At 64.9% G+C, this 10,547-nt stretch carries 9 protein-coding genes; 5 read left to right on the top strand and 4 right to left on the bottom strand.

Annotated elements, in window-relative coordinates:
* Nucleotides 1-1,533, top strand: a 1,533-nt coding sequence (locus tag VFW45_10495; protein HEU5181215.1) for a putative metal-binding motif-containing protein, incomplete at its 5' end; no start/stop codon positions are given.
* A 67-nt stretch (nucleotides 1,534-1,600) separates the two neighbouring features.
* On the opposite strand, the gene VFW45_10490 is transcribed toward VFW45_10495, so the two are convergent.
* Nucleotides 1,601-2,833, bottom strand: a complete 1,233-nt coding sequence (locus tag VFW45_10490; GenBank protein HEU5181214.1) for a dicarboxylate/amino acid:cation symporter — start codon at nucleotides 2,831-2,833, stop codon at nucleotides 1,601-1,603.
* A gap of 10 nt (nucleotides 2,834-2,843) precedes the next feature.
* The gene (locus VFW45_10485) at nucleotides 2,844-3,584 is read right to left on the bottom strand and encodes a 3-oxoacyl-ACP reductase family protein (protein HEU5181213.1); all 741 of its coding nucleotides are present in this window, start codon (nucleotides 3,582-3,584) and stop codon (nucleotides 2,844-2,846) included.
* 137 nt (nucleotides 3,585-3,721) lie between these two features.
* Between VFW45_10485 and VFW45_10480 the strand changes: the two genes are divergently transcribed.
* The 4 genes from VFW45_10480 (at nucleotide 3,722) to VFW45_10465 (ending at nucleotide 8,528) form a co-directional block, all read left to right on the top strand.
* Nucleotides 3,722-4,684 (top strand): threonine/serine dehydratase, encoded by a 963-nt coding sequence (locus tag VFW45_10480; GenBank protein ID HEU5181212.1) that lies wholly within the window; start codon nucleotides 3,722-3,724, stop codon nucleotides 4,682-4,684.
* A gap of 313 nt (nucleotides 4,685-4,997) precedes the next feature.
* Entirely contained in the window at nucleotides 4,998-6,281 is a 1,284-nt protein-coding gene (locus VFW45_10475) for a hypothetical protein (protein ID HEU5181211.1), read from the top strand.
* Between the two features lie 55 nt (nucleotides 6,282-6,336).
* Nucleotides 6,337-6,765, top strand: coding sequence for a tyrosine-protein phosphatase (locus VFW45_10470; protein ID HEU5181210.1), 429 nt, complete (start codon nucleotides 6,337-6,339; stop codon nucleotides 6,763-6,765).
* Nucleotides 6,762-8,528 (top strand): hypothetical protein, encoded by a 1,767-nt coding sequence (locus tag VFW45_10465; protein HEU5181209.1) that lies wholly within the window; start codon nucleotides 6,762-6,764, stop codon nucleotides 8,526-8,528. Before VFW45_10470 ends, VFW45_10465 begins: the two co-directional genes overlap by 4 nt.
* A gap of 48 nt (nucleotides 8,529-8,576) precedes the next feature.
* On the opposite strand, the gene VFW45_10460 is transcribed toward VFW45_10465, so the two are convergent.
* Together VFW45_10460 and VFW45_10455 are read right to left on the bottom strand one after the other, a co-directional pair.
* Nucleotides 8,577-9,350, bottom strand: a complete 774-nt coding sequence (locus tag VFW45_10460) for a hypothetical protein (protein HEU5181208.1) — start codon at nucleotides 9,348-9,350, stop codon at nucleotides 8,577-8,579.
* Nucleotides 9,351-9,601: 251 nt separating this feature from the next.
* A complete protein-coding gene (locus tag VFW45_10455; GenBank protein ID HEU5181207.1) occupies nucleotides 9,602-10,156 on the bottom strand; it encodes a hypothetical protein in 555 nt (184 codons plus the stop codon).
* Nucleotides 10,157-10,547: the final 391 nt, after the last annotated feature.

Here is a 10,547-nt window from a genome sequence, read left to right as displayed (position 1 = left end):
AACTACAGCCCCTTCTACGACATCGCCAAATATGCCAGGTCCGGTGGCCCGTGTGGCAATGCCGGCGAGATTCCCGGTGTTGTCCGTCACGAGTGGGGCCACGGACTGGATAATAACGACGGCGGAGGCCTGGACAATCCTTCTGAAGCGTACGCCGACATCACGGAGTTCCTGGAGGACCACAACTCTTGCTTCGGCGGTAACTACCATCCGGGACAGCAATGCACCGGTTTTGGGAACCCCTGCCTCGATTGTACGGGCCTCCGGGACTTGGACTGGGATAAACGCCAGGCTCATACCCCCACCACTCCCATTTTCGTCGCCAGCAACTGTCCGGAGGGGAACGCACCCTGCGGTGGCCAGGTGCACTGCGAAGGATCCATTCTGGGTGAGGCCCTGTGGGACCTGGCGACGCGCGATCTCCCGGCCGCGGGCCTCGATCAGGCGACCGCCTGGCAGCTCGTCCAGAGAATCTGGTTCACGTCACGCCTGGGCTCGGGCGGCAACGCATACACCTGCACCCTCCCGAGCTCGGACAGCTGCAGCGCCGGGTCCTGGTTCAATCGCCTCCGAGTTTTCGACGACGATGATGGAAACCTGGGGAACGGCACACCGCATGCCGCCGCCATCTATCAGGCATTCAGTCGCCATGCGATCGCCTGCGGGGTGGCGACGGACCCCTCGAACCAGAGCACCACGAGCTGCCCCTCGATCGGCGCGCCGGCACTCGAGGCAAACGGCGGATCCGGCTCCATCTCCCTCTCATGGACGCCTGTCCCGGGCGGAACGTCCTACCTTGTCCTGCGGAACGAATTCGGCTGCTCCTACTCCTTCATGCCGGTCGCAAGCGTTCCCGGGACCTCTTTCACGGACACGGGCGTCGCCGGCCTGACCTATTACTATCGGGTCCAGGCCGTGGGCTCGAACAGCGCCTGCGATGGGCCCGTCTCCACCTGCCATGGCGCGCAAGTCGCATGCCTGGACGCCGACAGCGACGGTTCCGGCTCGCCGGGGAGTCCCTCCTGTTCCCGCGGCTCCCGAACCGATTGCGACGACTCCAACGCGGCCATCTATCCTGGGGCCCCGCAGCTTTGCGACGGTCTCAGCAACGACTGCAGCAATCCTGCCTGGCCGGCGGTCCCGGCCAACGAGGCCGACAGCGACGGCGATGGCCACAGAATCTGCGCAAATGACTGCAACGACGCCAACATGGCGGTCTGGGCGATTCCCGAGGAAGCTGGGAATCTCCTCCTGTCCAGCAACCTGCAGGAGTTGACCTGGAGTCCTCCGGCGAATATGGGCGGCACAACGATCCTTTACGACACGATCCGATCCGCTGTCGCCTGGGACTTCATGACGGGCGCGACCTGCATCGAGACGGACGACGGCTCGGACCTCACTGCAAACGATCCGGAAACGCCGGCGACAGGCCAGGTTTTCCTCTACATCGTCCGAGGAGGAAACTCCTGTGGCGAGGGCTCGCTCGGAGCAATGTCCAGCGGCGAGCAACGTACGGCGAGATCCTGTCCCTAGAGAGGGTCTGACCGAAGCGGCTAAGGGTCCGCAGTTAGCAATTCTGATCTGTCTGGTCGACAGGCACTCAGGCGGCGTCGTAGCGCGCGACCAGGGCCGCCGCCGCCAGATCGCCGGTCACGTTCATGGCGGTGGCGAAGGTGTCCGGGAGCGCATCGAGCGCGATGAGAATGCCGATCCCTTCGATCGGCAGCTTCAGCTCGGAGAAGAGCGGCGCGAGCATGATGAAGCCGCCGCGGGGGACGCCGGGAGCCGCTCCCGACAGGAAGACCGAGGCGAACGCGACGATGGATATCTCGCGCCATCCGATCGGAATCCCGTAGAACCAGCCGACGAAGACCGTTCCCACCGTCCAGGTCACCGGCGCCGCGAAGTGGAACGTGGAGACGGCCAGCGGCAGCACGAATCCCGAGATCCGCTTCGACAGCCCCAGCCCGCGCTCGGCGCTCTCGACCAGCGCCGGGAGCGCGGCGACCGACGAGCTGGACGTAAAGGCGATCAGCTGCGCCGGGAGCGCGGCGCGTGCGAATCGGCGCATCGGGACGCGTCCGAACGCGGCAACCATCGGATAAGCGAGCAGCGCACCTCCCACGCTCAGCAGCGAATAGGCCAGGATGTAGAAGCCGATCGCGCCCGCGACGTTCGCCCCCGCGTGGGCGCACAGCGGCAGCATCAAGGCGAACACGCCGACGGGAGCGGCGAGGATGATCCAGCGGACCAGGGTCAGCATCACCTCCCCGAGGGCCCGGAAGAATCCCACCATCATCTCGCGAGTGGCCGGCGTCGTGCGGGTCAGGGCCAGCGCGAACAGGAGCGCGAACAGGATGACCGGAAGCATTGCGCCGCCCGACGCGGCGGCGACGACATTGGAGGGCACGAGCGAGACGAGCCATGAGGCGAAGGTCTGCTTCGGATCGGAAGCCAGAAGCTGGGCCACGTCGGCGGCGCCCGCGGGCAGCGGAGGAGCGCTCGCGCCCCGCTCTCCCAGCCATCCGAAGACGACCTTCGTGAGCGGAATGGCCACCAGGGCGAGCGATGCCAGCATGGAAACGAACACCAGCAGCGTCTTGCCGCCGAGCCGGCCGATTGCCTTCATGTCCCTCGCCGACGCGACGCCCGTGACGATGAGCGAGACGATGAGCGGGAGCACCGTCATCCGAATCGCGTTCACCCAGAGGGTGCCGATCGGGGCGAGCGCGTCGGCCGCGTGAACAAGCCTCAGATTGCCGCTGGCCGCGATGCCGATGCCCAGGGCGAGGCCCGCCGCCAGGGCGAGGAGAACGCGCGTGCTTTCCTTCACCCGCCCCCGCCTACATCATCAAGTCGCCGCCGTTGATGTCGAAGGACGCGCCGGTGATGTAGCCGGCGGCCTCCGAGGCGACGAAGCAGATCAGGTCCGAGACTTCCAGCGGAGTGCCCAGCCTCGGCACCGGATAAGAGGCGGCCAGGCGCTCCAGCAGCTCAGGCGAGGCGTTCTCGCGCGTCAGCTCGGTGTCGATCATGCCGGGACAGATCGCATTCACGGTGATGCCGAACTTGCCGAGCTCTTTCGCGGCGGCCCGGGTCAGCCCCAGCAGACCGGCTTTCGAGGCGGTGTAGTGGGCGCCGCCGAGGGTGCTCACCGTTCGGCCGGCGGAGGAGGAGATGTTGATGATGCGTCCGTAGCACTGGGCCTTCATGGCGGGCAGGGAGGCCTTGATCAATCGAAACGGCGCCGTCATGTTGGTCTCGAGCGCCAGCCGCCATTCCTCGGCGTCGAGCTGCTCGAACCGGGTCGACCGCGCGAGCGCCGCGTTGTTGACGAGGATGTCCAGGCGCCCGAACCGCTCGAGCGTCTTGCTCACGATCTGTTCCGGCGCCCGAGGATCGGTGACGTCGCCGGGCACGGCCAGGGCCCGCTCCCCCAGAGAGCGGGAGACCTGCTGAGCGCGCGCCTCATCCCGCGTGTTGACCGCTACCGACGCGCCGCGCGCGTGGAGGCGCGCCGCGGCGTCACGGCCCAAGCCGCGCCATGCCCCCGTCACGATGGCGACTCGTCCCGTGAAGTCCATTCAGATTGATGCCTCAGGCGATGGATCAACCGCGTCGACCAGGATGGGACAACCAGGAATCCTACTCTGAAACGCGTAGAATAGCCTTCGTCGTCTTCAGCGAGGCAAAGCTCGTCGTCAAATTCGAGGCTCTCACCATGTCCGGACTCGACCCGGTCCCCCTCGACTCAATCCAAGCCGCCCGAATGCGGATCGCCGGCACGGCGGTGCGGACGCCGCTCGTGCGCCTCCAGGTCTCCGATTCGCCCGCGGAGATCTACCTCAAGCTGGAGAACCTTCAACCGATCGGCTCGTTCAAGCTGCGTGGGGCGGCCAATCTGATCCTGCAGACCGACCGCGCTCAGCTGGAGCCGGGGGTCTGGACGGCAAGTGCAGGCAATATGGCCCAGGGGGTGGCCTGGTGCGCCCGGAATCTCGGGCTGCGCAGCACGGTCATCGTGCCGGAGACAGCTCCGGAGACGAAGCGGGCGGCGATCGCGCGGCTCGGAGCGCGGATCGTGCCGGTGCCCTTCGCACAGTGGATGGAGGTATTCCAGACCCGGCGCTACGCGGGGATGGAGGGTCTCTTCGTTCATGCGTTCAGCGACCCGGCCGTCATGGCCGGGAACGGGACGATTGGCCTGGAGATTCTGGAGGATCTTCCCGACGTGGAGACGGTCATCGTTCCTTACGGTGGGGGGGGTCTGAGCTGCGGCATCGCTTCGTGCTTGCGAGCGATGAAGCCCGGCATCCGGGTGCTCGCGGCGGAGGTCGAGACGGCGGCCCCGTTGGCCGCTTCCTGGGGAGCCGGTGCTCCGGTGGAAATCTCCTTCACCCCGAGCTTCGTGGATGGCATCGGGGCGCCGCGAGTCTTTCCGGAGATGTTCGCGCTGGCGCGTCGGCTGCTGGAGGGTTCGGTGGTCGTCTCGCCAGCGGAAATCGCCTCCGCCATCGGATTGCTGATCGAGCGCAACCGCGTGGTCGCGGAGGGGGCCGGCGCCGCCTCGGTCGCCGCCGCGCTCACCGGTCGGGCGGGCCAGGGGAAGATTGTCTGCGTGGTCTCCGGGGGAAACATCGACGCTGCCAAGCTCTCCAAGATCCTGCACGGCGAGGTGCCCTGATTGGTCCCCAGAGTGTCGACCCGGCGAGTGATTTCAGCGAGTCGAGCTCGATCGGGATTGGACCCCCTGTGGAATTCCCCCCGGTTCGGTAGACGGTTCAGCTACGCTGCATGAGTCCGGCGCTCATGCTCTGCCGCGCTGAGGGGCCCCCTCGCCGGCACCGCTCATCCCATCGCGAGTATGGGTAGAAAACCCTATTGCTGCCCTGAAAGACCAGGCGCATCATCCTCTTCGACTGCTTCACGGCGCTTGGTTCTGAGCTCGCGACACCGATTCTCCGCAGGGAGGACGTCATCATCGCAGGCCCGTCACCATGATCTGGACGAAGGTGGACAAGAGCCGATGCGCGCTCGCCGTCCTGACGTTCCTCAAGCTCGCCGGACAAAGCCTGGCCCAGGAATACCGGACTCCGCGCGCCGGCGAGCCCTACACGGGAACGGTTTTCGGGCACCAAGTCGAGGTGCCGGCGAGGGACAGAACCAAGGCTACAGCCCTCGACCTGGGGGTCGTATGGATCCCCGATGGGCCGGACAAGAAGGAGATCAACCCGTTCGCAGCCTTCTTCCTGTGGCGCAACCGGAACGAAGGCAGGCAGCGGTTTCGCGCCACTCTGGTCGGCATCTATGACGATATCCGCTTCGACTTCCAGCCCTCGCACGGCCCCTTCGAGATGCTCGCCACCTTCGAGAACCTGACGCCGCCGTTCGACCGCTCCGAGTACGTCGAAGGGATTCGCATCAGCTCGGAGGAGCTGCGGTGGTACCAGGCTTATCTCGGCCTGGGCGCCGGCTTTCGGATTCCCCTCTCACCCGGGAATCAGGAAAACGCGTTGGAGGTCGCGCTCAGCTATGAGCCGGGATATCTCGCCTTCGATGAGGGTGACGAGACCGATCCCGGGTTCATCGTTCCACAGGACACCTACGAGGGCCGCATCCATCTCCGCTTCCGCGCCGATGCATTGGAGCGCAACTTCATCGAGCTTCCGCATGCGGGGTACGCGACGGGTATCGACGCGTTCCACGCGAGGCGGGCGCATTGGGAGGACTGGGGGCCCACGTCGGGCCCTGCAGACGGAAGCAGCGGGCAGGAATGGAATGCCATCCGCGTCTACGCGGTCGCGGCCATGCCCGTGCCGTTCGCGCACTCGGAGCGCCATCGCCTCGTCACGAGCGTCTATGGAGGAAAGACCAGAGACGTCGATCGCTTCTCGGCATTCCACCTGGGCGGGGGTCCGCTGACGGCAGACTGGGAAGCGCTCTCGCGACCGGTGCTTCCCGCAGTGGCGCTCGAGGAGATCACCTCGGAGGCCTATGGAATCCTGAACCTCGAGTATCGCTACGAGCTGCTCTTCTTCTCCTACCTCCGGGTAAGAGGAACTCTGGCCCAGGTCGACCGTGTTCGCTTCGACGATGCCGGTGGGACGGTGCACCGCGTCGAGCCGATGAACGCCCTCACGCTGGGCATCACCACGGGATTCCTCTGGCATTCGCAGCTCGAGCTTGGTTATGGTTACAACTTCGGGGTCCTCCGGCAGCGCGAAGGTCGAACCGAGGCCGGTGACGGCGCCATCCTCCTTCACTGGTCCAAGAGCTTCTGAGCGTCGCGGGCGGCCGCCTGACTGGATCATGGACGGTGTTCCGAACTTCCAACGCGTGAGCGCACAGCTGTTCCGCGGCGGGCAGCCGACGCGCGAGGGGATCGCCGCGCTCGCGCAGCTCGGGATTCGCACGATCATCGACCTCCGTGATCGAACCGGGATTACCTCGGCCGAGAGGATGCAGGCGCAAACGCACGGAATTCGCTATCACCGCATTCCCCTGGGCAAGCTGCGCTCTCCCGCGCGGGAGACGATGGATCGCATTCTGCGGATCCTCGCGGACCCGGAGAGCGGCCCCGTCTACGTGCATTGCCGGCGCGGCTGCGATCGCACCGGAGCCGTCATCGCCTGCCATCGCATCGCGAACGAGGGCTGGACGGCCGAAGAGGCGATCGCCGAGGCGCGCAGGCACGGCATGATCAAGAGCCAGTTTCTCAAGAGATTCTTCATCCGCCGGTTCCATCGGGCCTTGGCCTCACGATGACGCTGAAATGGTGGGCTGCCGGCATCGCGAGCCTGGGGATCGCGGGATGCGCCATGGCGTCCGGCGGTGACATCTGTCCGGATCTCTCGCCGTCGCAAACGAAGATTCGATTCGCGGGCCACCGTTTTGAGCTTCAGAAGCCGGAGGATCTCAGGCGCCTCGACGCGGCACTGGGAGACGTCGACGCGGACGATGACTCGGTGAGCCCGATGAAATCGCTGATCGCGGCTGCCGTCGCCGCCGGGACCGCGTCCAAAGCCCGGTGCGACGCGCTCGTCCAGCTCGCCGAGATGGCCGATTCCTTGGATCTCGCGACGCGCAACCCCACGCCGCGTCGGATCGACGTCCTTTATGCGCCGTTCCTGTATCTCGATCTCCTGCACAATCCGATCGGGAAGGGCAAGATGATCGCGTCGAATCTGGCCGGAAGCGCCGCCATCGAACCGAGCCTGCGGGACCCGGTACGGTCGACGTTCTGGAGCCGTCCCTCGGACATCGCGTCGCGGGATCTCTACACAGCGTTCGGTCCCATCGTCCGGGTGGACGATGAGATCTGCGTCTACGATGAGCCGAAGACGAGCTACGGCCTGGCGCCGGGATTCGACATGAAGTGCCGGGTCGGGATCATCAAGGTGAAGTTCGGTGAGCTCCAGAATCAGAAAAGGGACACGGAGGTCGCCCTGACGCGCCTGTTCGCGGCGCTCGGCTATCACGTCGAGCCGAACGACTACTCACCCCGCATCCTCCTCCGCTACGATCGCCGCCTCTTGCTGGAGTTCAACTCCCGGAAGAACCTCGACCCCACGATCACCGTGCTCGGCTTCATCCCGGTCTACCACAAGGTCGTCCAGAAGCCGCAGGACCCGTTCCGCTACATCCGATCGGCTGTCATGAAGGACGGCAGAGTCCTGGCCTCCGAGGATCTGGCGAGGGCGCTCATCAGGCCCGAGATCCTCGCGCGGTCGGCCCGCGCGTCGAAGAAGCTCCCCAGGGGGACCGCCGCCGATCACTACCGGCCGGACGCCGCGGAGTTCGAGCGTGGACTCGACCATCTCGTCATGGATGAGGCGAACGTCCAGCTGCGCAAGGCCGGTGGGGACAACATCGGACCGTGGAGCTGGGATCGGCTCGGACACTCCGAACGACGCGAGGTGCGCGGGGCGGCGCTCCTGTTCGCATGGACCAACTGCTTCGACGTGCGATGGGACAACAACCGGCTGAAACACGACGGCGCCGGCATCCGCCACGCGATCAGCGATCTGGGAAACGGTCTGGGGCGGGCCGACAACTTCAAGGTCGACGATCAGGGCCTCGTCAATGACTTTCCGTGGACCTTCACGGAACCGCCCGTCGTGGATCGCCATGGCCGGGAGCGCCGACCATTCCGGATCGTGTCGTATCAGCCCGTCTTCGACAACGACGCATTCCGCGACATGACCGTGGACGATGCGCGATGGATGGCGCGTCTCATCGCCCAGCTCACGGAGCGCCAGATGCAGCAGGCCTTGATCGCCGCGGGCTTTACCTCCGCCGAAGTCAGGCTCTACACCGAGAAGCTCGTCAGCCGTCGAGATCGGATGATTCAGGACCTGGGCCTGGAGAGCGATATTCGGTTTCTCCGCCCGCAGGGCGTCGAGCGCGTGTTCGACTACGACCCGGCCAAGGATGGCCGGGTGGGCGTGCGAGTCGATAAGGGGGTGATCCTGCATCCGATCGAGTCGCGCGATCTGGTCATTCGTGGCGGAAGGGTCGAGCCGCGCTGAATGCTGCTTCCCGGAGTCCGGACGTATGTGAAGTGGCTTACTGCATCCTCATCTTGCGGGAGGCTTGCTGGGCCAGGCAGGGCTCACCAGCTCCATCCTCAGCAGCGGCCCATCGGCGTACATCAGTGACTCGGACTTGATGAAGGCGGGCGTCTCTCCAGGGAGGATCCAGACATTGGAGTCGGGCGGCTTCTTGCCAACCAGGGGAGCAATCACTCCGGCCAATCCGGGAATGTCGACCTCCAGAACGTAATGGATGGCCTTCCGCGTGACCTCTCCGGTCAAGAACGGCTCCTCGCGGGAGGCATGGAGATTGATCTTCACGACACGCGGCTTGGGCGAGGCCGCCACCATGGAAAGGGTATGGGGTGGCGCACCCGGCGGAAGGTTTTTCAGGAGGACGTTGAACATGCCGTTTGCCAGGTCGGAGGGAAGATCGAGCCGCTCCTCCTCGACCTTCTCCTTGCCGTCGTCCTCATAGCGCACCTTGACCCGGCCGCTGGCCCGATGGATCCAGACCTCGATGGGCTGCTTGAACGTCGGGCCTTTCTGGATCAGATGGTTGGTGATGAGACGGAAGTATCGGCGCTGAGAATAGACCGATGTCTCATCGTGGATTGAGCCGTCCTGGAAATGAAAAACCAGCCGGCTGGTGACCTGGCTCCCCTGGGCGAACTGGATTAGCTCGCCGTCGGCCAGATGCGTTCCACTCAGGGTATGCAGGGTGAGGAAACCGTGGACCACGCCTTCGGCGTAGCGCACGGCCACCGGTGCGGCGATTGCGGTCTGGAAAGCCGCAAGAGTGGTGACCAGGATCGCCAAGCAAGAGAGGCCCCGGACCAGTTGAGATTTTTGAAAGGACAGACTCACTGGATAAGTCCCCGGAATGACCGACCAACTCGACCATGGTTGAGCGAATGGGCGATGCGCCGGCTCGGTGAACTGTAAGCAGCCCGTGAAAAAAACAATCACTTCGGCCGGCGAAGGCGAGGCCCCGCAGGCAAACCGAAAGCATGTTAATGCCGATCTGACGGAGGGACCAACCTTCCCCAAGCTGCATGAGAGGCGTCGCGTCAAGTCGGGGGAGCTTCCATCAGAATCGTCTGGACCGTGAGGGCGGCGTTTACGGGCGGGTCGAGACGGCACTCGACGGTCCCCACGAGGCTGGAATCGCAGGTTGTCCGGGCGCTCCATCCCTGGCTCCCGGCGGGATTGGCAAACTTCTGTAGCGTGCCCGTGCATCGGATCGCATTTCCCTGACCATCCATCAAAACGAAAGTGATGCCGAGGCTCGTCGGATCGAGGCTGCCGGAGATCCGTTCGGGGGCGGAGGCGGTGCGAAACTCGATCTGCGACCGGCCGGGCGTCTGGCGGATCGACATCTCCCCCAGTCCGATCGCCTCGGTGGGAAAGGTCACGGCGGTCCGATCGGCTCGAGGGTTGGAGCAGGAGGTGGTCATCGTAGACGCCGGCGTCACGGTCACGCTCCAGGCGCCGCCCAATTCGTCGCAAATCGCGCCGCAGGTCGAATCCAATCCGAGCCCGACGCCGGCGGCGCCGTGATCGCGGGTGCAGGAGGAAGCGCCCAGAAGAAGAGGCAGGCTGACGATCACCATCAGACAGCGCAATGAAGCCTCGGTCGAGTGGGATTCCCAGTGAGCGACGCTGCGACGCGACGGATTATACGCCGTGCGCCACGACTCCAGACAAGGGCTGAATCCCGGATCGATCCGATCATTGTCTCGACCGCGAAGGAGCGCAGACAGTGTCAGTTTATGTTGTCCTGACATTTCTGACGACGAGTTGTCGAGGAATCCGTGAGGTAGCGTAAGAAACGGACGCATGCAGGGAGTTTTTCCTTGACACGGGCCCTTCGACGGCGTACTAAGCAAACCGAAATTTGCTCCGACCTCCGAAAACAGATCCCTCGAAATGCTTCCGCCCGGTGGCGGAACGCAAGAGGAGTTTCTGTGCCCCGTCGCAATACGGATATCACACACCCATATTTAGCTGAGGAGC

The organism is Candidatus Polarisedimenticolia bacterium (assembly GCA_035764505.1).
Classification (GTDB): domain Bacteria; phylum Acidobacteriota; class Polarisedimenticolia; order Gp22-AA2; family AA152; genus AA152.
This window is presented reverse-complemented; position numbering and strand designations above follow the sequence as displayed.